Raw genomic sequence first — 26,662 nt, forward strand, 5'->3', positions numbered from 1 at the left:
ATGGCATCGGTACCCGCGGTCCTGAACTCCGAGTGGACGAAGATCCGTACGGTCTCCTCCACGACTTGGACCCTCATCTCGGCGCTGCTCGTCACGGTGGCCATGGGGGCTGCCCTGAGCGCGCTCTTCAAGTCCCAGTTCGACGACCTCTCCGACACCGAGCGGGCGACGTTCGACCCGACCTTCGTCAGCTTCTCCGGGATGATCCTCGGTCAGCTCGCGATGGTCGTCTTCGGTGTCCTGGTGGTCGGCACGGAGTACAGCTCGGGCATGATCCGCACCTCGCTGGCGGCCGTTCCCCGGCGCGGCACCCTCCTCTTCAGCAAGATCGCGGTGGCCGGAGTGCTGGCCCTGGTCGTCGGGCTGATCACCAGCTTCCTCGCCTTCCTCCTCGGGCAGGCACTCCTCGGTGACCACGGCACGGACCTCGGCGCGGAGAACGTGCTGCGCGCAGTGGTCGGCGGCGGCCTCTACATGGGTCTCATCGCGGTCTTCTCGATGGGCGTGGCCGCGATGCTGCGCAGCTCGATGCTCTCGCTGGGCATCCTGATGCCGTTCTTCTTCCTCGTCTCGCAGATCCTCGCCTCGGTCCCTGGCGCCAAGACGGTGGCCCGGTACTTCCCCGACCAGGCCGGCTCCAAGATCATGCAGGTCCTGCCGGACGCGATGGGCACCGACGAGGCGCCCTACGGCCCGTGGGGCGGGCTCGGCATCATGGTGCTCTGGGTGGTCGCGGCGCTGGTGGGCGGGTACCTCGTGCTCCGGAAGCGGGACGCTTAGCGGTCGGCCCCGAAAATCCTTCGGGGGTTGTCTCCGGGGCCGGTGTTGTGCGCGAGATGTGGCGGGAGGCTCAGAAGATCACGGTGATCTTTCCTGCCAGGCTGCCTCGGAGGAAGCGTTCGTGTGCGGCTTGGATCTCTGAGAGGCCGAAGGTGGAGTGCACGCGCAGCCGCAAGGAGCCGCTGTCGACGAGCTTGGTGAGTTCGTTCAGTCCCGCGCCGTCCTCACGCACCTGGTTGACGGTGGTACGCACACCGCGGGAAGACACGTCGGGTACTGGACCTGCTTGGGTGGCGATCGACGCATACCGGCCGCCATCCGCCACTGCCTCGGTCACGAACGCCCCGAAGGTGTCGAAGACCGCGTCGTAGCTGCGGTCCTGAAGAGCGCGGCGGTCGGTGGTGACGAGGTCGGCACCGTGCTCGTGGGCGAAGGCGACCTGGGCATCCCGGGAGACCAGAGCGTCGACCTTGACGCCGCGCGCACGGGCGATCTGCAGCGCCAACCCGCCAACCGCACCTGCGGCACCGGCGATCAGCAGCCGCTCACCGGCCTTCACCGCGAGCCAGTCCAGGGTCTGCCAAGCCGTCAGTCCGGGAAGCGGCAAGGTGGCCGCCTCGGCCAGGCTGACCGTCCGCGCCGCAGGGGCGACGGCCCGTGCGGGAAGCGCGACCAGATCGGCCCAGGCCCCCCGGCCGGAGCCGAGCTGGTGCGACATGGCGATGACGCGTTCCCCGGCGCGCATCCCACTGCTGCCACCGTCGACCACGATGCCGGCCAGGTCCCAGCCGAGCGTCATCGGCAGTGGCGGCGTTCCTTCGCCGATGGCCCCTTCCCGCGTCTTGTCGTCGACGGGATTGATGCTGGTCGCGACGGTCCGGACCAGCACATCCCCGGTGCCCGGTTCAGGCTCGGGAGCATCGACGACGTCGAGGACGTCGGGGGTGCCGAAGCGATTGATCTGTACTGCGCGCACGAAAGGTCCTTTACACGACGGGTGCTGACCGGAGGCTCAACACCTGAGGTGATCATGGGGTTCCCGATCGCAGCGACGGTTCGCCCGAACGGTTCGCCCGCCATGCCCGTCCGCAGCGCCCGTCCGACAGCCCCGAGTGCAGCCGAACGCGTGCAGCCGAACGCGTGCGGCCGAACGCGTGCGGCCGAACGCGTGCGGCTGAAGAAGACGGCCTCCGGCCACCAGACCGAGCACCGGCCGCAGGTGCGTGCACACGTCGTCCGGCACGCCGCGCGCGGCCGCTCCCACGCGCGCGCATCACCCGGGAGACGGGCCTGCACCTGTACGCCCGCACCTGGCAGGGCGAACCGCTGGGTGGGGACGCGTACGTGATCGGTGCAGACGAGGAGAGCTCCATCCAGGCCGGCTGCCGCTGCCGTCCCCCCTCGCCCCGGCAAGGCCCGCGCGATGCGCGTCGGCCCCACCTACGGACGCGGCGGCGTCCTGGCCCACCTGGCCGCCCACGACGTCCACCGGGCGAAGGTGTGAGGCCGCAGCGACGCGCCGCTCGGTGGATCGGCGGGATCGGCGGATCGGCGGCGCCTTCGCCGGAACCGTCCGGGGCTGGATATCCTCCTCACTCACACGGGGGCGTACGGCCGAGCGGGCGGGCCGGGCCCCGACGACGGATGAGTCGATGGGGCTGGGAATGATCGAGGCAGTCGGCCTGACCAAGCGTTACGGCGCACAGACCGCCGTGCACAACCTTTCCTTCCGGATCAGGCCGGGAGTGGTCACGGGCTTCCTCGGCCCGAACGGATCGGGCAAGTCCACCACCATGCGGATGATGCTCGGGCTCGACCGGCCGACCTCCGGCCACGTGACGATCGGCGGCCACCCGTACCCGAGCCTGCCGAACGCGCCGCGCCAGGTGGGCGCACTGCTGGACGCGAAGGCGGTGCACGGCGGGCGCAGCGCCCGTAACCACCTGTTGTCGCTGGCGCAGTTGGCGGGCATTCCGGCCGCCCGGGTGGACGAGGTGCTCGGGGTGGTGGGCCTGCGCGAGGTGGCCGGCCGGCGCTCCCGGAACTACTCGCTCGGGATGGGGCAGCGGCTCGGCATCGCGGCGGCGCTGCTGGGCGATCCGCAGGTGCTGCTCTTCGACGAGCCGGTCAACGGTCTCGACCCGGAGGGGATCCTCTGGGTGCGCAATCTGATGAAGGCGCTGGCGGCGGAGGGGCGTACGGTCTTCGTCTCCAGTCACCTGATGAGCGAGATGGCGCTGACGGCCGACCATCTGATCGTGATCGGACGGGGGATGCTCCTCGCCGACATGAGCATCAAGGAGTTCATCTCGGTCAACTCGGCGGACTTCGCCCGGATCAGGGTGGCCGAGGACGCGCCGGAGTCCCGCGAGAAGCTGACCGCCGCGCTGGCGGGGTCGGGCGGGCGGGTGCTCTCCGAGCCGGACGGGGCGCTGCGGGTGGCCGGGCTGCCCCTGCCGAGGATCAGCGACCTCGCGCACGGGGCGGACGTGCGCCTGTGGGAGCTCTCCCCCCACCAGGCGTCCCTGGAGGAGGCGTACATGCGGATGACGCAGCACGTCGTGGACTACCGTTCGACGGATGACGCGAAGGTGGGGCTCCGGCCGCCCACGCCGCCGTACACCGTCCCGCAGCCCGCCCCGGGTGCCCCGGCCCACGGACAGCAGCCGGTGGCGCAGGGATGGACGCAGCAGTGGTACGCGCCCGCGCCGCTCGAGCAGAACCCGTACGCCACCGAGAAGCCGCCCGCCCCGGCCGCCCCCGCGCAGGCCGTGTCCGCGCCGGTGCCGCCCGCCCCGGTGCCGCCCGCCCCGGCGCCCGCCCCGACTCTCCCCGCCCCCGCCCCCGCCCCCGCCGAGCAGAAGACCAGCGAGGACTCCCGATGACGACGCCGGCCACACCGCCGCTCCCCCAGGCCCACCCGCAGGAGCGGCCGGGGCCCGCCGTCCACGGCCCGCTCGCTCCCGGCATGGTCCCGGGACTCAGCAACTACGTCTCGCCGATCGCGGTCCGCCCGGCCACCTTCGGCGACGCGCTCGCCTCCGAGTGGACGAAGATCCGCTCGGTGCGCTCCACGATGTGGACGCTCGGCACCATGGTCGCGCTGCTGCTGGGGATCGGGGTGCTCGTCGCCTTCGGGGTGGACGCGGCGAGCGACGCACCCGGCGGGGAAGCGGGCAACGACGTGCTGAGCCTCGGCTTCTTCGGGGTCCTGCTCGGCTCCGTCTGCGTGATCACCCTCGGCGTGCTGACCATCGCGTCGGAGTTCGGCACCGGCATGATCCGGACGACGCTGACGGCGTGCCCGAGCCGGAGCCGGGTGCTCATGGCGAAGGCGGTCGTCTTCTTCCTGCTGGTCTTCGTCCTCACCACGGTGACGACGGCCGTCGTCGCCATGCTCCAGACGGCCGTCCTCGGCGGTGGCGCCTCCGCGTCGGGAGCCGACTGGATCCGGGCCACGGTCGGGATCGGGCTCTACACCGCACTGCTGGGACTGCTCTCGCTCGCCGTCGGCACGATCGTCCGGCACTCGGCGGGGGCGATCACCATCATGATCGGGGTGGTGCTGCTGCCGCTGGTCCTGGCCCTGTTCATGGCCGTGAACCAGCTCACCCGGCTTCGGGAGCTGCTCTTCGAGTACTCCGTCCCGAGCCAGATCGCCGCGCTCTACGAATCATCGATCACCGAGTCCGGTCCGTCCGGCTGGGAACCGGTGGCGATCATGTTCCTGCTGACCGCCGTCGTCCTCGTCGTCGCCAACCTCGCGCTGAACCGGCGCGACGTCTGACGCACCGCCGTTCCCCGGCCTCAGTGGCGCGGGGCGTTCCTGGACCGCTGCACCCGTGTGGTGCGGCGGTCCCTCGCGTTCCAGCAGGCCTTGTGCCAGTGCCGCCGGTCGTCGACGCCGCCGTACTCGGGCCACACCACCAGGTGCGGCACGCCGGACGGGATCTCCTGGTCGCAGCCGGGACAGCGGTAGCGCTTGCCCCGCGCGCTCGCTCCGGCCACCGGGCGCACCGACCACTCCTCGCCCTGCCAGCTCTCGGTGGCCGCGCCGCCGCCGTACCGGTCCCCCGTCACGCTCCTGTCGGTGGACGGGCTCTCGCCGCCCTTGGGGCGGTTGCGGCGCGGAGACACGGGACACCTCACGGGGTGGTACGGCGGACAGGGGCTTTCACCCTACGGGCTGGGGCGCGCGGAGCGCGGGGCGGCGAGGCCCCGACCGCGCCGGGAGCGAGCCCCTCGCGGGGCGGGCGGAAACGCGGGTGCCGGACGTGGTTAGCGGAAAATCGCAACAACTTCTGCGGTGGGCCGTGCCTTTGGCACGTGTCAGGCGTTGATGCCAGTAGGGGAAAACCGCGTCGGCCGCAAGGAGGCAGAAGGCGATGCGCGTGGGAACGTTCGTACTGGCAGCACAGTTTCCGGGTCAGGGGCAGGGCGAGGCCCTGCACCGGGCGGTCCGGACCGCCGAGGTGGCGGAGGAGTCGGGGCTCGACTCCGTATGGCTGGCGGAGCACCATTTCGTGCCGTACGGGGTCTGCCCCTCGGCCGTGACACTGGCCGCACTGCTGCTCGGCCGCACCCGCAGAATCCGGGTCGGGACGGCGGTGAGCGTGCTGCCGACCCAGCATCCCGTGGCACTCGGCGAGCAGGCGGCGCTGCTCCACCTGACGACCGGCGGCCGCTTCAGCCTCGGCGTGGGCCGGGGCGGTCCGTGGGTGGACCTGGAGGTGTTCGGCGCGGGTCTGGAGGCGTACGACAGCGGCTTCCCGGAGTCCCTGGAGCTCCTGCTCGACTGGCTGCGCGAGCCCCGGGTGGCCGGGCGCGGCAGCCGCTACCCGTTCCGTGAGGTGGCGGTGGTGCCGCGCGCGGACGAACTGCTCGACGCGGACGGCGCGCGGCAGCCCGGCCCGGAGGTGATCGTGGCGTGCACCTCGCCGCAGACGGTGCGCCTCGCCGCCCGGAAGGCGCTGCCGATGCTGCTCGGGATGCACTGCGGGGACGAGGAAAAGGCGGAGATGGTCGCCCTGTGGCGCGGTTGCGCCCGGGAGGCCGGTCACTCGCCGGAGGTCGTCGCGGCGGCCGGGCACGTCTCGGCGGGCGTGGCCCAGATCGGGGACGGCCGGGAGGACGCCGCGCAGACGCTGGTGAAGGCGATGCCGGAGTGGCTGCGGGAAGGGCTGGGCAAGCACGTGACCGTCGACGGCCGGTACCGCGTGATGCGGGACCCGGTGGCCTACACCGAGCTGCTCTGCGGGCTGCACCCCGTGGGACCCCCTCGGTTCGCCGCCGACCGGCTCGCGGCCACGGCGGAGCGCACCGGCATCACCCGCTTCGCCCTGCTCTCCGAGGGGTCCGGCGACCTGGCGGCGACGGAGGAGAACGTACGCCGGCTGGGCGCCGAGGTGGTTCCGCTGCTGGTCTGAGCCGCAAGGGCGTCCGGGCGGTCGCGCGGGCCCGGGGGCGCGGCGGTGCGGGACGCCGCCGCGCCGGGGCGGGACCGCCGCGCACGGGCGCGGCACCCGGCCCGGAGCGGCGGCCGAGAGGGTCAGCAGTCCCGGAGTTCGGGCGACTGGTTGAGCAACTGGCCCCGCACCGAGGTGAACTTGGCCAGCCGGTCGTCGGCCGAGGGGTCCAGCGGGAAGACGGCGACCCGGTGGCAGTTCTGGAATGCCAGGCGCACTCCGAAGTGCCGCTGCAGGGCCCCGCGTATCGCGTCACTCGCGAGGGCTCGCAGCAGCTGGCCGCGTGCCTGCTCGCTCGGCGGGGGCGTCTGGTTGTCGGCGAACTCTCCGCCGTCCACCTTCAGCTGGGCCACCAGTGAGCTGATCATCTCCCACGCGAAGGGCAGGGAGGTCCGGACGCAGTCGACGAAGTCGGCTTCGTCGACCTCGCCTCGCTCGGCCTGTTCCAAGAGGGCCGGTGAGACGTCGAGCGACATGGGTTCTCCTCTCGCGACCCCGGCAGCAGACCGGGGCCTTACGGGCACGGCAGAAGGACGGCGACGCAGCGTGCACGCTCGGCGACCTCCTGCTTCCACGGTAAGGGTGCGGTCCGGGTCGCACCAGGAGAATGGGAACACAACCGGCCACCAGCGAACCCGATCAAAGGGGGGCAAGCCCCCGGGTGCTCCGGGAGGGGCGGAAGGGGTGCGGGAGGCGCGAATCGCGCCGACCGCCCGTCGTCGAGTAGCGTTGCCGACCATGCGTCTCGTCATCGCCCGTTGCTCCGTCGACTACGCGGGCCGGCTCACCGCCCATCTGCCCTCCGCCCCCCGTCTGATCCTGGTGAAGGCGGACGGCAGCGTCTCCATCCACGCGGACGACCGGGCGTACAAACCGCTCAACTGGATGTCGCCGCCGTGCACCTTGAAGGAGGGCTCCGGCGACGATGAGGGCGTCTGGACCGTGGTGAACAAGGCGGGCGAGAAGCTGATCATCACGATGGAGGAGATCCTCCACGACTCCTCGCACGAACTCGGCGTCGACCCCGGCCTGATCAAGGACGGTGTGGAGGCCCATCTCCAGGAGCTGCTCGCCGACCGGATCGAGATCCTGGGCGAGGGTTACACCCTGATCCGCCGTGAGTACCCCACCGCCATCGGCCCCGTGGACATCCTCTGCCGGGACGCCGAGGGGGCCACCGTGGCCGTGGAGCTGAAGCGGCGCGGTGACATCGACGGCGTGGAGCAGCTCACCCGCTACCTCGAACTGCTCAACCGCGATCCCCATCTGGCCCCGGTCCGCGGTGTCTTCGCGGCGCAGGAGATCAAGCCGCAGGCGCGCGTCCTCGCCACGGACCGCAAGATCGGCTGCGTGGTCCTGGACTACGACGCGATGCGCGGCATCGAGGACGACAAGCTGCGGCTGTTCTGAGCCTCCGCCCCGCCGCGCGGGGCGCCGACGACCGGACGGCCTGATCGACAAGCCGTCCGGTTATCGATGTTTCGGGCGGCCTCGTCTGTCCGGGAATGGCGGCCCCGTCCGTAAAGCGACGGCTCAGGCTCCGTCCGGGGTGGCCGTCGCGGTCCCGGGGGTGTCCCAGGGGCTCGCCCCGGCGGTGCCCGAGGCGTGGGCCGTGGCGTCGCCGCCTTCCGTATCGCCGTCCCCGCTCCCGGGGGTACCGCCGGTGGGGGTGACCGGAGGAGTCGTACCGGGCGACTCGGTTCCCCCGGACGGCGAAGGGGCCGCCGGGCTGGTGGTCGCGGACGCCGACGGCGACGCGGAACCCGTCCCGGGGTCCGGCGGAGTCGGTGCGGGACTGTCGCTGCCGGGCGCGTCGGTGGTGGGCGCGCCGGCGTCCGGGGCCGGGCTCTGCGCCGTCCCGCTGCTTCCGGGCGAGGGCGTGCCGCTGCTGCCCGGAGTGGGCGTACCGGACGGGGCGGGCGCGGCGGAAGCGCCGGCGGCCGGGGTGGTGGAGTTCTCCGCCTCGTCCTCCGTGGCCGGGGCGTTCTCGGCAGGGGCCGTGCTCTCGTCTCCGCCCTCGTCCGCGGACTCGGCGGAGTGTTCCGGTACGACGCTGCCACTGCCGGTGTCCTCGCTGCCCGCGGTGGCGCCGAGCGTCACCACCGTGCCGAGCACGGCGACCAGGAGCGCGCCCGCGCCGACGGCGACCAGGTTGCGGCGGGCTCCGGCGACGACGCTCCGGCCCATGGCCTTCGCTCCGGCGCCGCGCCCGCCCTTGCCCGGGAGCCGCGCCGGCACGGCGTGCGCCGCCACCGTCGGCGGCTCCTCCACCACCAGCGTCTGCCGGGGCAGGGCGGGCAGCGGGGGCAGGGCAGGCAGGACCTCCGTCGCGGGGCCGTCGCCGCGGACGGCGGGAGTGGGGTCCGCCGGCCCGGCGGTGGTCGCACCGGACCGGTCCGCGACCAGGGCGAGGGCGCGGCGCCCGGCGACGGTTCCGGTCCGGTCGGCGAGCGCACCGCGCAGCCCGATCGACGCCTCCAGCGCTGCCCGGGCCCGGTCCAGCTGTCCGGCGCAGAGCGCGAGGATCCCCAACTCGTGGTGGAAGTAGGCCTCTTCGGCGATCTCGCCGGCCAGCCTGGACGCCTCCTGGCCGACCCGCAGGGCCTTCTCCCAGACGCCCCAGTGCAGGGCCGCGGCGAAGGCGGGTCCGGCGCTCCGGGCGAGCCGGACGACGGCCGGGGCCGCGTCGGGGCCGCCACCCGGGAGCAGGGCGGCCATCACCGCGAGGACGGCGTCGGCTTCGGCGACCGCGCGGGCCGGGGTGACCGAGGGGTGCTTGACCCACCAGGCGTAGTGGTCGGCGGCGGTACGGGCCCGCTCCTCGGCGCCCTCGGCGTAACCGCCCAGCTCCAGCTGGGTCTGGACGCCGGCGGCCAGCCGGTAGCGGGAGCCGGCCGGGGAGAGGAGTCCGCAGCCGGCCAGCTCGCCGAGCGCGGCGTCGGCGTGGGTGTGGCCGACCAGTGCCGGGAGGTGGGCCTGGTGCGGCACCTCGCCACCGAGCGCGACGGCGAACCGCAGGGTGTCCCGGGCGGCTTCGCTGAGGCGGGAGGCGAGCAGCAGGGCAGGGGCGGCGCCCTCACCGATGCTGGGCAGCGGTACGTCGTCGGTCGGCACCGGCAGGAGGGGGACGGGCGGGGCGCCCGCGGGACGCTCCTCGAAGGCCCCGTACTCGTCGAACTCCTCCGGGAGGTCGCGGAGCCGGTCGCGCTGGCGCAACAGGGCGCCGGCCTGGACGAACCGCAGGGGGAGTCCCTCGGACTCGAACCAGAGGTCGCCGGACCAGTTCGCCTCCTCCTCGGTGAGCGGCCGTCCGGCGACCCGGCTCAGCAGGTCGGTGGCGGCGGCGCGGCCCAGCCCGGTGAGGGCGACCTCGTCGAGTCCGTCGGCGGCTGCCATCTCGGGGGTGGTGCCGAAGACGAAGGCGCACTCGGGTGTGGCGCCGAGCAGCTCTTCCAGGGCCGGGCCGTCGAACTCCAGGTCGTCGACGAGGACGACCGCGCCGATCCCGGAGAGCGCGGTGAGCAGTTCCTCGCGCGCCGGGCGGTACGACGGGGAGTCGAAGACGGCCTCGTGGAGCGCGTGGAGCAGGTCTGCGGCGGTGCGCCGGTGGCCGGAGAGCCGGACGACACCGTCGGGCGCGAGTTCGGTGCAGTCGGCGGCGACGGCGTCCAGCAGTGCGGTGCGGCCGGATCCGGGCGGGCCGCTGAGGCGGACCGAGCGGCCCCGGGTGAGGAGGCGTACCACCCGGCCCCGCTCCTCCTCGCGCTCCAGCAGCGGCAGCCGCACGGCGGGCGGGCCCGGCGGTACGGGGGGTACCGCGGCGCGGTCGCGGGTGGAGCGCTCCTCGGCCGTGCGCCGGGAGGGAGCGTCGGGCCGCACCCCGGGCGGGCAGGACTCGGCCTCGCTGCCGTCCACCGGGTTGACCGTGATCAGGAGGTCACCGGATATGAGCCGGACGACGCGGGCCTTCGCCCCCGTCTGCGGTACGAGGTCGGTGGGCAGGACGTCCCGGGACGGTCTGCGCCGGGAGGGCGTGTCCCCGGTCCGGTCGGTGTCGCGGCCGTCGTGCCGCTCCGGGTCCCCTGCTGTCGGGTTCATCGTCCAAGTCCCCCAGACGCGTCGCGCTGCTGCCCGTCCGGCGTCGCACGTACCGCTGTTGCTCGTGGTGTCCGCCGGTGGTTTTCGGTCGATCGGCGGACGGCCGAACCCTAGACCGTGGGGCGTTCCGTCGCGTCGGCGGGGGTGGACGCCGCCCCAGTCATCACCTTCTCGTGTGTATTGCCCGGTTCTCCCGCCGGCCATGCCTACCGCCCACTACCGCTCCCGGACGACGGCGATGACGGCTCGGACGCGCGGGACGGCCCGGACGCGCGGGACGGCCCGGACGCGCGGGACGGCTCAGACGGCGATGCCGCCCTCGATGGCCAGGATGCGGTGCAACCGGGTCGCCACCAGGAGACGCTGCATCTGCGGGGGTACGCCGCGCAGCACCAGGCGCCGTCCGGCACGGCCCGCCCTGCGGTGCACTCCCATGATCACACCGAGTCCGGTGGCGTCCCAGGAGTCCAGCTCGGTCAGGTCGAGCACGAGATCGCCGATGCCGTCGTCGACCGCGGCGTGCAGAGCCGTACGGGCGTCCGCCGCGCTTCGGACATCGAGGCGGCCCCCGACGACCAGCTCGGCGTGGTCGCCCCTGATGTGCATATGCGCTCCCCGTATCGCTTCGTACAGAAGTCCGTGTGACGGCCCCGCTCCTGCCACCAGTGACTGTGGCGGGGGCGGGGAAGTTGCCGCCCGTGAGCGAACCGAGACCGAATTCACCCTGTGGGGTGACGTCGGTCCGCCGGTCCGGCACCGTTCGGTCCGGCTTCCCCCGGGGCCGGACAGTCCGGCCCCGCATGTCCCGGGCGCCCCGGGCCCGGCCGGCAGCACGGCGCGGCACGGCCCGGGGCCCGGGGGGGGAACCGGGATGGTGCTCAGTAGGTGTAGAAGCCCTGCCCGCTCTTGCGGCCGATGTCACCGGCGTCGACCATCCGGCGCATCAGCTCCGGGGCGGCGAACTTCTCGTCCTGCGACTCCGTGTAGATGTTGGAGGTGGCGTGCAGGAGGATGTCGACGCCGGTCAGGTCGGCGGTCGCGAGCGGGCCCATGGCGTGGCCGAAGCCGAGCTTGCAGGCGGTGTCGATGTCCTCGGCGGTGGCGACGCCCGACTCGTAGAGCTTGGCCGCCTCGACGACCAGCGCGGAGATCAGACGGGTGGTGACGAAGCCGGCCACGTCACGGTTGACCACGATGCAGGTCTTGCCGACCGACTCGGCGAACTCCCTTGCGGTGGCCAGGGTTTCGTCGCTGGTCTTGTAGCCGCGGACGAGTTCGCAGAGCTGCATCATCGGTACCGGCGAGAAGAAGTGGACGCCGACGACGCGCTCCGGACGCTCCGTCACGGCCGCGATCTTGGTGATCGGGATGGCGGAGGTGTTGGAGGCGAGGACGGTGTCCTCGCGCACGACCTTGTCGAGGGTGCGGAAGATCTCGTGCTTGACCTCGAGCTTCTCGAACACGGCCTCGACCACGACGTCGACGTCCGCGACGGCGTCCAGGTCGGTGGTGGTGGTGATGCGGGCGAGCGCGGCCCCGGCGGCGTCCGCGGTCAGCTTGCCCTTGGCGACGAACCTCTCGAACGACGCCTTCACGGAGTCGAGCCCCCGGGTCAGCGCCTGGTCGGTGACGTCCCGCAGGACGACGTCCCAGCCGGCCTGGGCGGAGACCTGCGCGATACCCGACCCCATGAGTCCGGCCCCGATGACGGCGAGCTTCCCGGCCACGTCACACCCCTTTGGTCTTGTCCACCCGTGCGGCACATCTGACGCACTCTCCGACGGTTCAGCCATGTGTTCTCCGGCGGAGATTAGTACCCGGGAGGGACGGTGTGACCGCTTAGAGATGCGCGTCACGTCTCACATGACGGACATCACACCGCCCCGGTGCCAGGCGGCGGCGCCGGGGCGGCAGTTGCGGCCGTGACCACGACGACCCGGCGGAGCGCGCGCCCGCCCGGCGCGCCACCCCGCACACCGTCCCGCGCCCCGCCCGGGGGACGGCCCCGTGCACGGTTCCGGCACCGGGGCCCCGGCGCCGGTCCGCCGCTACCCCCTAACCTGGTCGCATGGTCAATCTGACGCGCATCTACACCCGAACCGGCGACACGGGCACGACCGCCCTGGGCGACATGAGCCGTACCGCCAAGACCGATCTGCGGATCTCGGCGTACGCGGACGCCAACGAGGCGAACGCGGTCATCGGGACGGCGGTGGCGCTGGGGCAGCTCTCCCCCGACGTGGTGAAGGTCCTCGTCCGGGTGCAGAACGACCTCTTCGACGTGGGCGCGGACCTCGCGACACCGGTGGTGGAGAACCCGGAGTACCCGCCGCTGCGGGTGGAGCAGAGTTACGTCGACAAGCTGGAGGCCGACTGCGACCACTTCCTGGAGGAGTTGGAGAAGCTGCGCAGTTTCATCCTTCCGGGTGGCACCCCGGGCGCGGCCCTGCTCCACCAGGCGTGCACGGTCGTACGGCGCGCGGAGCGCTCCACGTGGGCGGCGCTGGAGGTGCACGGGGACGTGATGAACGCGCTGACGGCCACGTACCTCAACCGCCTCTCCGATCTCCTGTTCATCCTGGCCAGGACCGCGAACAAGGAGGTCGGGGACGTGCTCTGGGTGCCGGGCGGGGAACGCTAGCGTTCACTCCCCCGCGGCGCCCGGCCCCTGCCGGTACGCCCGCTCGTCCTCGCGCGGGCGGGCGGGCTCCTTCTTCGGGAAGAGCGTGTAGGAGCCGGCGATGAGCAGGTTGACGCCGATCACCCAGAGCATCCTCTGCTGCCACATCCGCAGCGAGCCGGTGTCCCCGTCGTCACCGACGTACCAGGCGGCGGCCTGGAGCAGGGCGAGGGCGATCACCGCAGCCATCGTCCAGCGGCCGGCGGTGCGCCATTCGCGGACCGCACGGGCCCGCCCGTACACCGGTGGCTTCACCGGCTCCGGCCCGCCGGCGAACCGGTGGGCCACCCGCGCGTCCACCCACCGGACGGTCGAGGGGCCGAGTCCGACGGTGAAGCCGATGTAGACCGCGGCCACTCCGTGTTTCCAGTCCGGCTCGGCACCGCCGCGCAGGTCGATCGCGCTCGCGACGAGCAGGACCACCTCCAGCAGTGGCTCGCACAGCAGGACCGCGGCACCGGCCCGGGGACGGTGCGCCGCGTACCGCAGGGCGAGTCCGACGGCCAGCAGCACCCAGAAGCCGGCCTCGCAGAGAACGATCAGTGTGACGATCACGGCCCTCTCCTCCCGTTCCCCCCAGCTTCCCGCCCGCCGGGCTCCGCCTCGTCCTCTGCGGTGAGGAGTTCCGGCTGCATCCTTCGATGTACGCGCGCCCCTGCCTCGTGAACAGCCGTACGCCTCCGGTCCGTTCCGTGTTGGATGACGAGGTGGAAACCGTCATCCGCCGCCCGCACCGTCACGACCTCCTGATCGCCGCCGTCGGTCTGCTGGGCGGTCTGCTGCTGTGGCTGCTGGGGCTGCGCATGCAGAACGGCCGCCTCTTCGAGGCCTCCTGGAGCGGGCTCGTCCCGCTGGTGCCGATGGCAGTGGCGGAGTCGATGCGCCGCACCCGGCCGGGTGCGGCGCTCGCGACGGCGACGGTCCTGCTCGCCGCCGACCAGCTCACGCCGGGGAACATCGCGACGGTCCTGATGTACACCGACGTGGTCTACGCGGCGGTGGTCTACGGCTCCGAGGCGGCGGCCCGCCGCATCCCGGTGATCTCGCTGCTGGGCTCGGTGGCGCTCACCCTCGGCCTGCTCCCCCGGCTCCGGCCGGCCGACGCGGTGCTGGTGGGGGTCCTGGCCGGGCTGGTCACCTTCGTACCGGCGGTCACCGGGGCCGGTGCGCGAGGCCACCGCGTCGCCGCCGAGGCGGCCCGGCTGCGCGCCGAACAGACCGCGTTGCTGGCGGAGGCCGACCGCTCCCAGGCGGTGGCGGAGGAGCGCTCGCGGATGGCGCGCGAGCTGCACGACGTGGTGGCGGGCCACCTCTCGGCGATCGCCCTCCACTCCACCGCCGCGCTCTCCATCGACGATCCCGCGACCTCCCGGGAGGCGTTGGCGGTGATCCGGGAGAACTCGGTCGCGGGGCTCGCGGAGATGCGACGGCTGATCGGTCTGCTGCGCCGGGGCGGGGCGCCGGAGCTGCCGGGCGCGGCACCCCGGCTCTCGGCGCTGGACGCGCTGATCGAGCAGTCCCGCGGCCACGCGGCTTCCAGTGGGCTGAGCTGTGTGCTGGACGACGCACGGGACGGCGGTGCGCTGCCCGCTCCGGTGGAGCTCGCCGCGTACCGCATCGTCCAGGAATCCCTGACCAACGCGCTCAAGCACGCCGCCCCCGGTACGGTGCGCGTCCGGCTGGCCCGGCCGGGCGCTCTCCTGACGGTGGAGGTGACCAGCGTCTTCGGCGTCCGCCCCGGCCCCCGGACCCCGCCGGGGTCCGGGGCGGGGCTGATCGGCATGCGGGAGCGGGCGGAGCTGTTGGGCGGGACGATCCGGGCGGGCGAGGAACGGGCGGCGGACGGTAGCGCGGTCTGGCGGGTGCGGGCCGAACTCCCGGTGCCCGAGGGTACGGAGAGGGGACGGTGAGCGCATGACGATCCGGGTCCTGGTGGCCGAGGACCAGTCGGCGGTACGGGCGGGGCTGGTGCTGATCCTGCGGAGCGCGCTGGACATCGAGGTGGTGGGCGAGGCGGCGGACGGCGAGGAGGCCGTACGGCTGGCGCGTGAGCTCCGCCCCGACGTCGTGCTGATGGATCTTCAGATGCCGCGGCTGGACGGGGTGTCGGCCACCGAGCGGGTGGTGGCCGAGGGGAGCGCCGACGTCCTGGTGCTGACCACGTTCGATCTGGACAGCCATGTCTTCGGCGCGCTGCGGGCCGGTGCCTGCGGCTTCCTGCTCAAGAACACGGAGGCGCGGGACCTGCTGGAGGGGGTCCGCGCGGTGGCCCGGGGCGAGGGGCTGATCGCACCGGCGGTGACGCGCCGGCTGATCGCCCGGTTCGCGGCGGGGACGACGGTGCCCGTGCCGCCCGGCTCCGCGTCCGGCGATCCGGCGGTCGAGGCACTCACCCGCCGGGAGCGGGAAGTTCTCGGATGCCTGGCCGCGGGGCTCTCCAACGCGGAGATCGCGGGGCGGCTCTCGATGGCGGAGGCGACGGCGAAGACGCACGTCAGCAGGGTGCTGGCCAAGCTCGGGCTGCGCAGCCGCGCCCAGGCGGCGGTGCGGGCGCGGGAGTTGGGTCTGTGAGCGGACCCACCACCGCGACGTACTTCATCTGGTCCAGACCTCTTGACGATTGGTCCAGACCTTCCTAGTCTCACCGCAACAGACTGCGATGAGCGCGCACATGACAACGCGTGCTCAGGGCGGCGCAGGGTCTGCAGTCCACGAACCACCCCCCGTTTGTCGGACCTCACCCGAGGAGCACCGTTGAGCACCGAGACCCCCGAACGCCGGACCAGATTCGGCTGGGCGCTCAGAAGAAGCGCCAGGACCAAGGCGATAGCGGGCCTCTCCGCGCTGTTGCTGCCGATCGCCGCGATGGTCGGCCTCGCCACTCCCGCGTCGGCGGCCACCTCGGCCACCGCCACGTACGTCAAGAAGAGCGACTGGGGCACCGGCTTCGAGGGCCAGTGGACCGTGAAGAACACCGGCACCACGGCGCTCTCCTCGTGGACGGTCGAGTGGGACTTCCCGTCCGGCACCTCGGTCTCCTCCGCCTGGGACGCCACCGTCACCGGCTCCGGGAACCACTGGACCGCCAAGAACCTCGGCTGGAACGGCAGCCTCGCCGCCGGCGCGAGCATCAGCTTCGGCTTCAACGGCGCGGGCGCCGGCTCCCCCAGCAGCTGCAAGCTGAACGGCGCCTCCTGTGACGGCGGCCCCACGGTGCCGGGCAACAGCGCCCCGTCCGCCCCCGGTACCCCCACCGCGAGCGCCATCACCAACACCTCGGCGAAGCTGAGCTGGACCGCGGCCACCGACGACTCGGGCATCAAGAACTACGACGTGCTGCGCGACGGAGCGAAGGTCGCCACCGTCACCACCACGACGTACACCGACACCGCGCTGACCGCCGGCACCGCCTACTCGTACAGCGTGCAGGCGCGCGACACCTCCGACGTGACGGGCCCGGTCTCCGGCGCCGTCAAGGTCACCACCACCGGGGGCGGCACCACCGACCCCGGCACCCCCACGGCCGGCAAGATCAACCTCGGCTACTTCACCGAGTGGGGCGTCTACGGACGCAACTACCACGTGAAGAACCTGGTCACCTCGGGCTCCGCCGAGCAGATCACCCACATCAACTACGCCTTCGGCAACGTCACCGGCGGCAAGTGCACCATCGGTGACTCCTACGCCGACTACGACAAGGCGTACACCGCCGACCAGTCCGTCGACGGCGTCGCCGACACCTGGGACCAGCCGCTGCGCGGCAACTTCAACCAGCTGCGCAAGCTGAAGGCCAAGTACCCGAAGATCAAGGTCCTCTGGTCCTTCGGCGGCTGGACCTGGTCCGGCGGCTTCGGCCAGGCGGCGCAGAACCCGGCCGCCTTCGCCCAGTCCTGCTACGACCTGGTCGAGGACCCGCGCTGGGCCGATGTCTTCGACGGCATCGACATCGACTGGGAGTACCCCAACGCCTGCGGTCTCACCTGTGACACCAGCGGCCCGGCGGCCCTGAAGAACCTCACCTCCGCGCTGCGCACCAAGTTCGGCACCTCCAACCTGGTCACCGCCGCCATCACGGCGGACGGCTCCGCCGGCGGCAAGATCGACGCCGCCGACTACGCGGGCGCCTCGGCGAACCTCAACTGGTACAACGTCATGACGTACGACTTCTTCGGCGCTTGGGCGGCCAAGGGCCCGACGGCCCCCCACTCGCCGCTGACCTCGTACTCCGGCATCCCGCAGGCCGGCTTCACCACCGCCGACGCCATCGCCAAGCTCAAGGCCCAGGGTGTGCCCGCGGCCAAGCTGCTCCTCGGCATCGGCTTCTACGGACGCGGCTGGACCGGCGTCACGCAGGACGCCCCCGGCGGCACCGCCACCGGTGCGGCGCCCGGCACCTACGAGGCGGGCATCGAGGACTACAAGGTCCTGAAGACCACCTGCCCGGCCACCGGCACCATCGCCGGTACCGCGTACGCCCACTGCGGCACCAACTGGTGGAGCTACGACACCCCGGCGACCATCGCCTCCAAGATCGCCTGGGCGAAGACCCAGGGCCTGGGCGGCGCGTTCTTCTGGGAGTTCAGCGGCGACACCAGCAACGGTGAGCTCGTGAAGGCGATGGGCAACAGCCTCAAGTAACCCCGAGGGGGCCCCACCCCCCTGACGGACGCACCACCGAGCACCACCCCCGAAAGCGCCGGGGAGACAGGTCCGCCCCCTGTCTCCCCGGTCTTTCGCATGTCCGGGGGTGCGTCGGCGGAGCCGTGCGGCGGGGCTCCGCCGCGAGGGCTGCGCGGCGGGGCGCGGGGACGGGGACGGGCTGTGCGGGTTCACGTGCGGGGAGGCCGGTGCGCAGGGCACCCGCGGATACAGCCCACAAGCGGTGCCCGCAGTGCCCACAGCACTCCCCGGCACCGGGCACCGGGCCCCGCACCCGCACCCGCACCCGCACCCGCACCCGCACCCGCACCCGCACCCGCACCCGGAACGCGAAGAAGGCCGGGGAAGAACCACCCGGCCTCGCCCGGGACATGTCCCGGAGACGTACGGACCAACCACCCGCGGAACCACTCCCGCGGGCGTACCGACTACGCCACGTTCACCCGCTGGCCGGGCGGTGCCGCCTCCAGCCAGGCGAGGAAGCCCGTCAGCGCGTCCTCGCTCATCGCCAGCTCCAGGCGTGTCTCCCGCAGGAGACAGCCGAGGACGACGGAGTCGGAGAGGAGCGCCAACTCCTCCTCGCCCTCGGGGAGCCGGCGGTCGACCACCTCGATGGCGGCACGCTCCAGTGCTCGGCGCGGGCGGGGGGAGTACGAGAACACCCGGAACCAGTCGACACGGTCGCCGCTGTAGCGGGCGACCCCGTAGACCCAGCCCTTGCCGGTGGAGTCGGGTTCGGAGGACACGTCCCAGCGCAGGCTGCAGTCGAAGGTCCCGCCCGAACGCTGGATGAGCCGCCGGCGCAGGCCGAAGACGAAGAGCCCCACCAGGATCAGGACGAGGACGACTCCGCCCACCCACAACGCGAGGACCATCTCCACCGACCTCCTCGCATCGTCGAGTAACCAGAAAAACGAATCGCACCCGCATCGCCTCAGCCGCGACACGGTCTGGATGATTCCAGCTCGGGCCGCGGCTGAGTAAAAACTTCTACCGGGAGGAGCGCTGACGCCCCTCCCGGGTCACGCTTGCGGTCACGGCACTAGTGTGCCGACACCGCGCGCAGTCGTACGTCCGCGCGTCGCTCGGCGGCGGCGTCCGTGTCCGACTTCGCTCGCTCCAGTGCGCGCTCGGCACGCTGGACGTCGATCTCGTCGGCAAGCTCGGCGATCTCGGCCAGCAGCGACAGCTTGTCGTCCGCGAACGAGATGAATCCACCGTGCACGGCGGCGACGACGGTGCCGCCCTCGCTCGTGCGGATGGTCACCGGGCCCGATTCCAGCACACCCAGAAGCGGCTGGTGACCGGGCATGACGCCGATGTCGCCGGACGTGGTGCGCGCGACGACCAGGGTGGCCTCGCCGGACCAGACACTGCGGTCCGCGGCGACCAGCTCGACATGCAGCTCAGCAGCCAAGGGTGGCTCCTCGGGTCACCACCCGGCAGCAGCTGCCGGGTGTCGGGTCAATTCTACGGGGCGTGGTGAGGGGGGTGGGACACACCCACCCCCCTCGGTGAGCCGGAGGCTCAGGAGACGCCGAGCTCCTTGGCCTTGGCCTTGAGGTCGTCCAGGCCGCCGCACATGAAGAACGCCTGCTCGGGGAAGTGGTCGTACTCCCCGTCGCAGATCGAGTTGAACGCGGCGATCGACTCGTCGAGCGGAACGTCCGAACCGTCCAGGCCGGTGAACTGCTTGGCGGCGTGGGTGTTCTGCGACAGGAAGCGCTCGACGCGACGGGCACGGTGGACGACGAGCTTGTCCTCTTCGCCCAGCTCGTCGATACCGAGGATCGCGATGATGTCCTGGAGGTCCTTGTACTTCTGCAGGATCCCCTTGACACGGCTGGCCGCGTCGTAGTGCTCCTGCGTGATGTAACGCGGGTCCAGGATGCGGGACGTGGAGTCCAGCGGGTCCACGGCCGGGTAGATGCCCTTCTCGGAGATCGGACGGGAGAGAACCGTCGTCGCGTCGAGGTGGGCGAACGTGGTGGCCGGGGCCGGGTCGGTCAGGTCGTCCGCGGGGACGTAGATCGCCTGCATCGAGGTGATCGAGTGGCCACGCGTCGAGGTGATGCGCTCCTGGAGCACACCCATCTCGTCGGCCAGGGTCGGCTGGTAACCCACTGCGGACGGCATGCGGCCGAGCAGCGTGGAGACCTCGGAACCGGCCTGCGTGAAGCGGAAGATGTTGTCGATGAAGAGCAGCACGTCCTGCTTCTGCACATCGCGGAAGTACTCCGCCATGGTCAGGGCGGACAGCGCGACCCGCAGACGGGTGCCCGGCGGCTCGTCCATCTGGCCGAAGACCAGCGCGGTCTTCTCCAGGACGCCCGACTCGGTCATCTCGTCGATGAGGTCGTTGCCCTCACGGGTGCGCTCGCCGACACCGGCGAACACCGACACACCGTCGTGCAGCTTCGCCACACGCATGATCATTTCCTGGATGAGGACCGTCTTGCCGACGCCCGCACCACCGAACAGACCGATCTTGCCGCCCTTGACGTACGGGGTCAGCAGGTCGACGACCTTCAGGCCGGTCTCGAACATCTCGGTCTTGGACTCGAGCTGGTCGAAGGCCGGGGCCTTGCGGTGGATCGGCCAGCGCTCGGTGATCTGCGCCTCGGCCTCCGGCTCGTTCAGGATCTGACCGAGGGTGTTGAAGACCTTGCCCTTGGTGATGTCGCCGACGGGGACGGTGATGCCCGCGCCCGTGTCGGTCACCGGGGCCTGGCGGACCAGACCGTCGGTCGGCTGCATCGAGATCGCGCGGACCACGCCGTCACCCAGGTGCTGGGCGACTTCGAGGGTCAGCGTCTTCCGGGCGCCGGCCTCGGCCGGGTCGTCGACCTGGACGTGCAGCGCGTTGTAGATCTCCGGCATCGCGTCGACGGGGAACTCCACGTCGACGACCGGGCCGATCACCCGGGCGACGCGGCCCGTGGCAACGGCCGTCTCAACTGTGGTCGTCATTACTTGTCACTCCCCGCGTTCGCGTCGGCCAGCGCACTGGCACCACCGACGATCTCGCTGATTTCCTGGGTGATTTCGGCCTGGCGGGCCGCGTTGGCAAGCCGGGAGAGGCTCTTGATGAGATCCCCGGCGTTGTCGGTCGCCGACTTCATCGCGCGGCGGCGGGCAGCGTGCTCGGAAGCAGCGGCCTGCAGCAGCGCGTTGTAGATGCGGCTCTCGACGTAGCGCGGCAGAAGGGCGTCGAGGACGTCTTCGGCCGACGGCTCGAAGTCGAACAGGGGAAGGATCTCCCCCTTCGTGCCGTGCTCTTCCGCGACCTGGTCGAGGGAGAGCGGCAGCATCCGGCCTTCGATGGCGTTCTGCGTCATCATCGACACGAATTCCGTGAAGACGATGTGCAGTTCGTCGACGCCGCCCTCTGCCGAGTCCTTGGTGATGGCCTCGATCAGCGGGGCGGCGATCGCCTTGGCGTCCGCGTACGACGGGTTGTCGGTGAAGCCCGTCCAGGACTCCGCGACGGTGCGCTCACGGAAGCCGTAGTACGCGACACCCTTGCGGCCGACGATGTAGGTGTCGACCTCCTTGCCCTCCGCGCCAAGGCGCTCCCGGAGGCGCTCCGCCGCCTTGATGGCGTTGGAGGAGTAGCCGCCGGCCAGACCGCGGTCGCTCGTGAGGAGCAGGACCGCGGCCCGGGCCGGGGCCTCGACCTCGGTGGTGAGCGGGTGCTTGGTGGTGGAGCCGGTCGCCACCGCGGTCACCGCGCGGGTGAGCTCGGTCGCGTACGGCAGTGACGCCGCCACCTTGCGCTGCGCCTTGACGATGCGCGAGGCGGCGATCATCTCCATCGCCTTGGTGATCTTCTTGGTCGCGGTGACGGCTTGGATGCGGCGCTTGTAAACGCGAAGCTGAGCGCCCATCGATCAGCCCTCGCCCAGAAGCTTGCCGTCCGAGGTCTCGAACTGCTGCTTGAACGCGGTGATGGCGTCAGCGATCGACTGCAGCGTGTCGTCCGACATCTTGCCGCCCTCGACGATGCTGGTCAGGAGGTCCTTGCGCTCGCGGCGCAGGTAGTCCAGCAGCTCGCTCTCGAAGCGACGGATGTCCTCGACCGGGACGTCGTCCATCTTGCCGGTGGTGCCGGCCCAGACGGAGACGACCTGCTCCTCGACGGGGTACGGGGCGTACTGCGGCTGCTTCAGCAGCTCGACCATGCGCTTACCGCGCTCCAGCGACGACTTGGAGGCCGCGTCCAGGTCGGAACCGAAGGCGGCGAACGCCTCCAGCTCGCGGTACTGGGCGAGGTCCACGCGCAGTCGGCCGGAGACCTGCTTCATGGCCTTGTGCTGGGCGGAGCCACCGACTCGGGAGACCGAGATACCGACGTTGAGCGCCGGACGCTGACCCGCGTTGAACAGGTCGGACTCCAGGAAGCACTGGCCGTCGGTGATGGAGATGACGTTGGTCGGGATGAACGCCGACACGTCGTTCGCCTTGGTCTCGACGATCGGAAGACCGGTCATCGAACCGGCACCCATCTCGTCGGAGAGCTTGGCGCAGCGCTCCAGGAGACGCGAGTGCAAGTAGAAGACGTCGCCCGGGTAGGCCTCGCGGCCCGGCGGACGGCGCAGCAGAAGCGACACGGCGCGGTAGGCGTCGGCCTGCTTCGAGAGGTCGTCGAAGACGATCAGGACGTGCTTGCCCTGGTACATCCAGTGCTGGCCGATGGCCGAACCGGTGTACGGCGCCAGGTACTTGAAGCCGGCCGGGTCGGACGCCGGGGCGGCGACGATGGTCGTGTACTCCAGCGCGCCGGCCTCTTCGAGGGCACCGCGCACCGAGGCGATGGTGGAGCCCTTCTGACCGATGGCGACGTAGATGCAGCGCACCTGCTTGTTCACGTCGCCCGAGCGCCAGTTGTCGCGCTGGTTGATGATCGTGTCGACGGCCAGAGCGGTCTTACCCGTCTGACGGTCGCCGATGATCAGCTGGCGCTGGCCGCGGCCGATCGGCACCATCGCGTCGACGGCCTTGTAGCCGGTCTGCATGGGCTCGTGGACCGACTTGCGGACCATGACGCCCGGCGCCTGCAGCTCGAGGGCGCGTCGCCCGTCGACCGCGATCTCGCCGAGGCCGTCGATCGGGTTGCCGAGCGGGTCGACGACGCGGCCGAGGTAGCCCTCGCCGACGCCGACGGAGAGCACCTCACCGGTGCGCTGCACCGGCTGGCCCTCCTCGATACCGCTGAACTCGCCGAGGACGATCGCACCGATCTCGCGCTCCTCGAGGTTGAGGGCGAGACCGAGGGTGCCGTCCTCGAACTTCAGCAGCTCGTTCGCCATGGCGGAGGGCAGGCCCTCCACCTTCGCGATGCCGTCGCCGGCAACGCTGACCGTTCCGACCTCCTCGCGCGAGGCCGCGTCCGGCTGGTACGACTGGACGAAGTTCTCCAGTGCGTCCCGGATCTCCTCCGGCCGGATCGTGAGCTCCGCCATCTGGGTTCCCTGCTCTCCTTGTTGGGCCCGAAGTTTCTTAAGGGGGTCTGGGGGCCGACCCCCAGGAATCTTCTGCAGTTTCTGCACGGCCCAACCGGGCCGCAGGTGTTGCTCGTTCAGTTGGTGGCGGGGGCTGGTGTCAGCCGGCCATGCGACGGGTCGCCTCGTCGAGGCGGTCCGCGATGGTGCCGTTGATGACCTCGTCACCGACGCGCACCGAAACTCCGCCGAGGACTTCGGGGTCCACGTCCAGGTTCAGGTGCATCTGCCGGCCGTAGATCTTCGCCAGCGCCGCGCCGAGGCGCTGCTTCTGCACGTCGGTCAGCGGTACCGCCGAGGTGACGACGGCCACCGTGCGTTCCCGACGTGCGGCGGCGAGCTTGGACAGGGTCTCGAGCCCTGCTTCCAGGCTACGTCCGCGGGGGTGCGTGACCAGGCGCGTGACGAGACGCTCGGTCGCCGCCCGGCTCTTCCCGCCGAGCAGGCTGCGCAGCAGCGTGCCCTTGGCGGCGGGGGTGGCCGTACGGCTGGTGAGCGCGGAGCGCAGCGCCGTGTCGGAGGAGACGATCCGGCCGAACCGGAACACCTCGTCCTCGACGTCGTCGAGCGCACCCGCACGCTGGGCCGCGGTGAGGTCGGCGGTGGCCGCCAGCTCCTCGACCGCGTCCACCAGGTCGCGCGAGAAGGACCAGCGCGAGCGGACCATGCCCGAGATCAGGTCCACGGCCTCGCCGCTCACCTGACCGCTGAGCAGCCGGCCCGCGAGCTCGGCCTTGGCCTCGCCGCTCTGCGCCGGGTCGGTGAGGACCCGACGCAGCGAGACCTCACGGTCGAGCAGCGCGGTGACGGATGCCAGCTCCTCGGCGAGCTTCTCGGCGTCGACCGACGTGTTGTCGGTCAGCGCGTCGAGCCGCTCGCGCGCGGCAGCCAGGGCCTCGCGGCTCGCGTGGTTCATCGGACGGCCTCGGCCTTCGCCTCGAGCTCGTCGAGGAACCGGTCGACGGTGCCGCTCTGCCGGGCGTGGTCCTGGAGGGACTCGCCGACGAGCTTGCCGGCCAGGTCGGTGGCGAGCTTGCCCACGTCCTGACGCAGCGCGGCGGCCGCGGCCTTGCGGTCGGCCTCGATCTGGGTGTGACCGGCAGCGATGATCTCCTCACGCTGCCGCTGGCCTTCCGCCTTCATCTCCTGGATGATGACGGCGCCCTGCTCCTGCGCCTCCTGGCGCAGTCGAGCGGCCTCGTGACGCGCCTCGGCGAGCTGAGCCTTGTACTGCTCAAGAACGCTCTGCGCCTCGGTCTGGGCCGCATCGGCCTTCTCGATACCGCCTTCGATGGCCTCGCGGCGCTCGTCCAGAACCTTGTTGATGTTCGGGAGGAGCTTCTTGGCGAGGAGACCGAAGACGATGAGGAAGGCGATGAGGCCGATGACGAGCTCGGGGATCGGCGGGATGAGAGGGTTTTCCATCTCTTCGGCCGCGAGCTGAACCAGAGGGTTCACATCAGTGCCTTTCGTCTAGGTGGCTGGTCGTGGATCCGAAGATCACGGGCCGTAGACGAACGGCATGACCAGGCCGATCAGGGCGAGCGCCTCACAGAATGCGAAGCCGAGGATCTGGTTGGCGCGGATGAGACCGGCAGCCTCGGGCTGACGGGCGAGAGCCTGGGTGCCGTTACCGAAGATGATGCCGACGCCGACGCCGGGGCCGATGGCGGCGAGGCCGTAACCGATGGAGCCGAGGGAGCCGGTGACGGCAGCAAGGGTCTGGGACATGCCAGTTCTTCCTTCTCTTTCACGGACCGGTGGGGGTTGGCCACCGGACGAATAAGGGTCAGTGCGCGGTGCTCAGTGGTGCTTGGCGAGCGCGCCCTGGATGAAGGTGCAGGTCAGGAGCACGAAGACGTACGCCTGCAGCGCCTGGATGAAGAGCTCGAACGCGGTCATCACGATGACCATCACGAACGAGACGCCGGCGTAGGCGATACCGATGCCGTTGAGCAGGTACCAGCTGGCGATCGTGAACAGCAGCAGCAGCGTGTGGCCCGCGAACATGTTCGCGAAGAGTCGCACCGCGTGCGTGAACGGCCGGACGATCAGGTTCGAGAAGAACTCGATGAGCATCGCGAGCGGGAGAACCGGGCCCAGCGACTTGTCGTAGCCCGTGATGTTCTTGAAAGCTCCGACGAAGCCGTGCTTCTTGAACGTCAGGCTGACCCAGAGTACGTAGACGATCAGGGCGAGCACCGCGGGGTACGAGATGATCGACGTCACCGGGAACTGGGCGACCGGGATGATCGACCAGAGGTTCATCATCCACACGAAGAAGAACAGCGAGACGACGAGGGGGACGTACTTCTCGCCCTCGCGCTTGCCGATGGTCTCGTGGACGATCCCGCGGCGGATGAAGTCGTAGCCCATCTCGGCGACGGACTGCAGCTTGCCGGGGACGATCTTGGGCTTGGCGAAGGCGGCCCAGAAGAAGCCGACGATGATGACCGAGCCCAGCAGGGCCAGCAGCATCGGCTTGTTGAAGTACAGGTTGCTGTCCGCGTCGCCCCAGAGGGGTTCGAACAGGAACGAGTGCAGGCCGGGTGCCGGGAAACCACAACCGTCGAAGATGTGGCAATCGGTCTCGAAGGCGAGCACCTGTGTCGGGTCAGCACTCACCGCGGGCTCCTTCAGCGTGGCGCATAGGTACGGCAACCTCGTTGTGTCGGCGCGGCGCGCAGCCGCGGTTCGGCACTGGACTGGTGTTTCGGATGTGAGAGCGGCAGTCAGGCATGTGAGCCTCGCGATCGGGCAGGCGTCAGCTCACATGCCCGCGCCCGCAGTGCCGCAGTTGGAACCGGACGATAGCAGGGTCCGGAACGGGCATTTATTCCGCCCCTACCCTTCACGCCGAGGAGCCGGTCTTTTCGGGCTTGGGAGCCTGGCTGGACTCGGGTTCGACGTAGAGGATCTTGGCCTTCATGTGCGCACGCGCCTGGGCACCGATCCACACGAGGGTGAGCGCGACCAGCGTGATCGCGAACGCCTTCGGGTTGAACGCGGTCGTGTTCTTGAACGCGGCGACGAAGATGAACACCAGCAGAAGCTGCGCGGTGTACAGCATCAACCCCATGGCCTGGAACAGGTGTGGGAGAGACCGGGCGGTCCGCTGCAGGACGACGAGCCCGATCCCCATGAAGAGGACCACCACCAGCGTCCCGACGAGCGCACCGAGGGCCCCCTTGCCGCCGGCCACTCCCGCACCGACGGCGACGGCGATCACGCCGGCGGCAGCGGTGGGCAGGGCGGTCTGGAGGAGGGTCCGGACGTCGTTGGTCGGCATGGCGGCAGCTCCGCTTGCTGGGGGTGGGCAAATGGTGTCGTCATGGACGAGCGTAGGCCCGGTCCGAGTCGAAGCCTCGGGCCAATGGACCTACATGCGGGGGTCCTTCGGCTCTGTCACCGGGTCTCGTGAACGGTATCACAAACTATTTGATGAGGTCTTTACCTCGAACGTGTGCCAACAGTCACAC

Annotated in this window: 26 protein-coding genes; 9 read left to right on the forward strand and 17 right to left on the reverse strand. The window is 71.1% G+C overall.

What is annotated here, in order from left to right:
- Window positions 1-780, forward strand: a complete 780-nt coding sequence (locus PZB77_RS08980) for an ABC transporter permease (RefSeq protein WP_275492044.1) — start codon at window positions 1-3, stop codon at window positions 778-780.
- Window positions 781-850: 70 nt separating this feature from the next.
- Here the strand turns inward: PZB77_RS08980 and PZB77_RS08985 are convergent, their stop codons facing one another.
- Entirely contained in the window at window positions 851-1,756 is a 906-nt protein-coding gene (locus PZB77_RS08985; RefSeq protein WP_275492045.1) for an NADP-dependent oxidoreductase, read from the reverse strand.
- A 688-nt stretch (window positions 1,757-2,444) separates the two neighbouring features.
- On the opposite strand from PZB77_RS08985, the gene PZB77_RS08990 reads away from it, so the two are divergent.
- Together PZB77_RS08990 and PZB77_RS08995 are read left to right on the forward strand one after the other, a co-directional pair.
- Window positions 2,445-3,665 carry an ABC transporter ATP-binding protein gene (locus PZB77_RS08990; protein WP_275492046.1) on the forward strand — a complete coding sequence of 407 codons (1,221 nt, stop codon included), beginning with the start codon at window positions 2,445-2,447 and terminating at the stop codon, window positions 3,663-3,665.
- On the forward strand, window positions 3,662-4,567 hold the full coding sequence (locus tag PZB77_RS08995; protein ID WP_275492047.1) for an ABC transporter permease subunit: 906 nt from the start codon (window positions 3,662-3,664) through the stop codon (window positions 4,565-4,567). Before PZB77_RS08990 ends, PZB77_RS08995 begins: the two co-directional genes overlap by 4 nt.
- 20 nt (window positions 4,568-4,587) lie before the next feature.
- Here PZB77_RS08995 and PZB77_RS09000 read toward each other — a convergent pair whose 3' ends face one another.
- The gene (locus PZB77_RS09000; RefSeq protein WP_275492048.1) at window positions 4,588-4,917 is read right to left on the reverse strand and encodes an ATP/GTP-binding protein; all 330 of its coding nucleotides are present in this window, start codon (window positions 4,915-4,917) and stop codon (window positions 4,588-4,590) included.
- A gap of 248 nt (window positions 4,918-5,165) precedes the next feature.
- Here PZB77_RS09000 and PZB77_RS09005 point away from each other — a divergent pair, with 248 nt between their 5' ends.
- Window positions 5,166-6,206 carry an LLM class flavin-dependent oxidoreductase gene (locus PZB77_RS09005; protein WP_275492049.1) on the forward strand — a complete coding sequence of 347 codons (1,041 nt, stop codon included), beginning with the start codon at window positions 5,166-5,168 and terminating at the stop codon, window positions 6,204-6,206.
- Window positions 6,207-6,328: 122 nt separating this feature from the next.
- Here PZB77_RS09005 and PZB77_RS09010 read toward each other — a convergent pair whose 3' ends face one another.
- Entirely contained in the window at window positions 6,329-6,721 is a 393-nt protein-coding gene (locus PZB77_RS09010) for an SCO5389 family protein (RefSeq protein WP_275492050.1), read from the reverse strand.
- 262 nt (window positions 6,722-6,983) lie between these two features.
- Between PZB77_RS09010 and nucS the strand changes: the two genes are divergently transcribed.
- Window positions 6,984-7,655, forward strand: coding sequence for an endonuclease NucS (gene nucS / locus PZB77_RS09015; protein ID WP_275492051.1), 672 nt, complete (start codon window positions 6,984-6,986; stop codon window positions 7,653-7,655).
- Between the two features lie 123 nt (window positions 7,656-7,778).
- Here the strand turns inward: nucS and PZB77_RS09020 are convergent, their stop codons facing one another.
- The 3 genes from PZB77_RS09020 to PZB77_RS09030 form a co-directional block, all read right to left on the reverse strand.
- Entirely contained in the window at window positions 7,779-10,343 is a 2,565-nt protein-coding gene (locus PZB77_RS09020) for an ATP-binding protein (protein WP_275492052.1), read from the reverse strand.
- 300 nt (window positions 10,344-10,643) lie between these two features.
- Window positions 10,644-10,949: an STAS domain-containing protein gene (locus tag PZB77_RS09025; RefSeq protein WP_275492053.1), complete on the reverse strand. Its 306-nt coding sequence runs from the start codon at window positions 10,947-10,949 to the stop codon at window positions 10,644-10,646.
- A 272-nt stretch (window positions 10,950-11,221) separates the two neighbouring features.
- Complete coding sequence (locus PZB77_RS09030; RefSeq protein WP_275492054.1) at window positions 11,222-12,070, reverse strand: 3-hydroxyacyl-CoA dehydrogenase family protein; 849 nt, start codon at window positions 12,068-12,070, stop codon at window positions 11,222-11,224.
- Between the two features lie 341 nt (window positions 12,071-12,411).
- Here PZB77_RS09030 and PZB77_RS09035 point away from each other — a divergent pair, with 341 nt between their 5' ends.
- A complete protein-coding gene (locus PZB77_RS09035; RefSeq protein ID WP_275492055.1) occupies window positions 12,412-12,984 on the forward strand; it encodes a cob(I)yrinic acid a,c-diamide adenosyltransferase in 573 nt (190 codons plus the stop codon).
- 3 nt (window positions 12,985-12,987) lie between these two features.
- Here PZB77_RS09035 and PZB77_RS09040 read toward each other — a convergent pair whose 3' ends face one another.
- Window positions 12,988-13,578, reverse strand: a complete 591-nt coding sequence (locus PZB77_RS09040; RefSeq protein ID WP_275492056.1) for a hypothetical protein — start codon at window positions 13,576-13,578, stop codon at window positions 12,988-12,990.
- 152 nt (window positions 13,579-13,730) lie between these two features.
- Between PZB77_RS09040 and PZB77_RS09045 the strand changes: the two genes are divergently transcribed.
- From PZB77_RS09045 to PZB77_RS09055, 3 genes are all read left to right on the forward strand, one after another.
- Window positions 13,731-14,933: a histidine kinase gene (locus PZB77_RS09045; RefSeq protein ID WP_275495970.1), complete on the forward strand. Its 1,203-nt coding sequence runs from the start codon at window positions 13,731-13,733 to the stop codon at window positions 14,931-14,933.
- Window positions 14,934-14,937: 4 nt separating this feature from the next.
- A complete protein-coding gene (locus PZB77_RS09050; RefSeq protein WP_275492057.1) occupies window positions 14,938-15,594 on the forward strand; it encodes a response regulator transcription factor in 657 nt (218 codons plus the stop codon).
- Window positions 15,595-15,777: 183 nt separating this feature from the next.
- Entirely contained in the window at window positions 15,778-17,661 is a 1,884-nt protein-coding gene (locus PZB77_RS09055) for a glycoside hydrolase family 18 chitinase (protein WP_275492058.1), read from the forward strand.
- Window positions 17,662-18,110: 449 nt separating this feature from the next.
- Here the strand turns inward: PZB77_RS09055 and PZB77_RS09060 are convergent, their stop codons facing one another.
- From PZB77_RS09060 to PZB77_RS09105, 10 genes are all read right to left on the reverse strand, one after another.
- Window positions 18,111-18,557, reverse strand: a complete 447-nt coding sequence (locus PZB77_RS09060) for a DUF2550 domain-containing protein (RefSeq protein WP_275495971.1) — start codon at window positions 18,555-18,557, stop codon at window positions 18,111-18,113.
- Window positions 18,558-18,724: 167 nt separating this feature from the next.
- Window positions 18,725-19,099: a F0F1 ATP synthase subunit epsilon gene (locus PZB77_RS09065; protein WP_275492059.1), complete on the reverse strand. Its 375-nt coding sequence runs from the start codon at window positions 19,097-19,099 to the stop codon at window positions 18,725-18,727.
- Between the two features lie 110 nt (window positions 19,100-19,209).
- Window positions 19,210-20,652 carry a F0F1 ATP synthase subunit beta gene (gene atpD, locus PZB77_RS09070; RefSeq protein WP_275492060.1) on the reverse strand — a complete coding sequence of 481 codons (1,443 nt, stop codon included), beginning with the start codon at window positions 20,650-20,652 and terminating at the stop codon, window positions 19,210-19,212.
- Entirely contained in the window at window positions 20,652-21,569 is a 918-nt protein-coding gene (locus tag PZB77_RS09075) for a F0F1 ATP synthase subunit gamma (protein WP_275492061.1), read from the reverse strand. The genes atpD and PZB77_RS09075 overlap by 1 nt, the downstream gene beginning before the upstream one ends.
- 3 nt (window positions 21,570-21,572) lie before the next feature.
- The gene (gene atpA, locus PZB77_RS09080; protein WP_275492062.1) at window positions 21,573-23,144 is read right to left on the reverse strand and encodes a F0F1 ATP synthase subunit alpha; all 1,572 of its coding nucleotides are present in this window, start codon (window positions 23,142-23,144) and stop codon (window positions 21,573-21,575) included.
- 139 nt (window positions 23,145-23,283) lie between these two features.
- Window positions 23,284-24,099: a F0F1 ATP synthase subunit delta gene (locus tag PZB77_RS09085; protein ID WP_275492063.1), complete on the reverse strand. Its 816-nt coding sequence runs from the start codon at window positions 24,097-24,099 to the stop codon at window positions 23,284-23,286.
- Window positions 24,096-24,641 carry a F0F1 ATP synthase subunit B gene (locus tag PZB77_RS09090; RefSeq protein ID WP_275492064.1) on the reverse strand — a complete coding sequence of 182 codons (546 nt, stop codon included), beginning with the start codon at window positions 24,639-24,641 and terminating at the stop codon, window positions 24,096-24,098. The genes PZB77_RS09085 and PZB77_RS09090 overlap by 4 nt, the downstream gene beginning before the upstream one ends.
- A gap of 42 nt (window positions 24,642-24,683) precedes the next feature.
- Complete coding sequence (atpE, locus tag PZB77_RS09095) at window positions 24,684-24,914, reverse strand: ATP synthase F0 subunit C (RefSeq protein ID WP_030768902.1); 231 nt, start codon at window positions 24,912-24,914, stop codon at window positions 24,684-24,686.
- A gap of 72 nt (window positions 24,915-24,986) precedes the next feature.
- Window positions 24,987-25,808, reverse strand: coding sequence for a F0F1 ATP synthase subunit A (atpB, locus tag PZB77_RS09100; RefSeq protein WP_275492065.1), 822 nt, complete (start codon window positions 25,806-25,808; stop codon window positions 24,987-24,989).
- A 226-nt stretch (window positions 25,809-26,034) separates the two neighbouring features.
- Complete coding sequence (locus tag PZB77_RS09105) at window positions 26,035-26,472, reverse strand: hypothetical protein (protein ID WP_275492066.1); 438 nt, start codon at window positions 26,470-26,472, stop codon at window positions 26,035-26,037.
- Window positions 26,473-26,662: the final 190 nt, after the last annotated feature.

The sequence above is a fragment of the Streptomyces sp. AM 2-1-1 genome (assembly GCF_029167645.1).
Taxonomy (GTDB): Bacteria; Actinomycetota; Actinomycetes; order Streptomycetales; family Streptomycetaceae; genus Streptomyces.

What these genes read in the sequence shown, in the direction of transcription:
- PZB77_RS08980 (WP_275492044.1), top strand. Translation starts at nt 1, where the DNA reads ATGGCATCGGTACCCGCGGTCCTGAACTCCGAGTGGACGAAGATCCGT.
- PZB77_RS08990 (WP_275492046.1), top strand. Translation starts at nt 2,445, where the DNA reads ATGATCGAGGCAGTCGGCCTGACCAAGCGTTACGGCGCACAGACCGCC.
- PZB77_RS08995 (WP_275492047.1), top strand. Translation starts at nt 3,662, where the DNA reads ATGACGACGCCGGCCACACCGCCGCTCCCCCAGGCCCACCCGCAGGAG.
- PZB77_RS09005 (WP_275492049.1), top strand. Translation starts at nt 5,166, where the DNA reads ATGCGCGTGGGAACGTTCGTACTGGCAGCACAGTTTCCGGGTCAGGGG.
- PZB77_RS09010 (WP_275492050.1), bottom strand. Translation starts at nt 6,721, where the DNA reads ATGTCGCTCGACGTCTCACCGGCCCTCTTGGAACAGGCCGAGCGAGGC.
- nucS (WP_275492051.1), top strand. Translation starts at nt 6,984, where the DNA reads ATGCGTCTCGTCATCGCCCGTTGCTCCGTCGACTACGCGGGCCGGCTC.
- PZB77_RS09020 (WP_275492052.1), bottom strand. Translation starts at nt 10,343, where the DNA reads ATGAACCCGACAGCAGGGGACCCGGAGCGGCACGACGGCCGCGACACC.
- PZB77_RS09025 (WP_275492053.1), bottom strand. Translation starts at nt 10,949, where the DNA reads ATGCACATCAGGGGCGACCACGCCGAGCTGGTCGTCGGGGGCCGCCTC.
- PZB77_RS09035 (WP_275492055.1), top strand. Translation starts at nt 12,412, where the DNA reads ATGGTCAATCTGACGCGCATCTACACCCGAACCGGCGACACGGGCACG.
- PZB77_RS09050 (WP_275492057.1), top strand. Translation starts at nt 14,938, where the DNA reads ATGACGATCCGGGTCCTGGTGGCCGAGGACCAGTCGGCGGTACGGGCG.
- PZB77_RS09060 (WP_275495971.1), bottom strand. Translation starts at nt 18,557, where the DNA reads ATGGTCCTCGCGTTGTGGGTGGGCGGAGTCGTCCTCGTCCTGATCCTG.
- atpD (WP_275492060.1), bottom strand. Translation starts at nt 20,652, where the DNA reads ATGACGACCACAGTTGAGACGGCCGTTGCCACGGGCCGCGTCGCCCGG.
- PZB77_RS09075 (WP_275492061.1), bottom strand. Translation starts at nt 21,569, where the DNA reads ATGGGCGCTCAGCTTCGCGTTTACAAGCGCCGCATCCAAGCCGTCACC.
- atpA (WP_275492062.1), bottom strand. Translation starts at nt 23,144, where the DNA reads ATGGCGGAGCTCACGATCCGGCCGGAGGAGATCCGGGACGCACTGGAG.
- PZB77_RS09085 (WP_275492063.1), bottom strand. Translation starts at nt 24,099, where the DNA reads ATGAACCACGCGAGCCGCGAGGCCCTGGCTGCCGCGCGCGAGCGGCTC.
- atpE (WP_030768902.1), bottom strand. Translation starts at nt 24,914, where the DNA reads ATGTCCCAGACCCTTGCTGCCGTCACCGGCTCCCTCGGCTCCATCGGT.
- PZB77_RS09105 (WP_275492066.1), bottom strand. Translation starts at nt 26,472, where the DNA reads ATGCCGACCAACGACGTCCGGACCCTCCTCCAGACCGCCCTGCCCACC.